Source organism: Acidovorax bellezanensis, assembly GCF_025421555.1.
GTDB lineage: Bacteria > Pseudomonadota > Gammaproteobacteria > Burkholderiales > Burkholderiaceae_C > Comamonas > Comamonas bellezanensis.
This window is the reverse complement of sequence record NZ_JAODYH010000042.1, coordinates 1-207: the sequence shown is the minus strand read 5'-3', so window position 1 is coordinate 207 and position 207 is coordinate 1. Positions and strand designations below refer to the sequence as shown.

At 60.9% G+C, this 207-nt stretch carries 1 pseudogene; it reads left to right on the top strand.

The window, feature by feature from the left end:
* A pseudogene (locus N0K08_RS23220) lies at positions 1 to 135 on the top strand (electron transfer flavoprotein subunit beta/FixA family protein); the annotation flags it as partial.
* Positions 136 to 207 lie beyond the last annotated feature (72 nt).

Here is a 207-nt window from a genome sequence, read left to right as displayed (position 1 = left end):
GAGCTGGGTGTGGACGTCACGCCGCGCCTCAAGACCCTCAAGGTCACCGAGCCCGCCAAGCGCGGCGCCGGTGTCAAGGTGGCCGATGTGGCCGCCCTGGTCGACAAGCTGAAGAACGAAGCCAAGGTAATCTAAGGAGTTGATGGAAATGACCGCACTGGTAATTGCAGAACACGACAACGCGTCCATCAAGCCCGCGACCCTCAA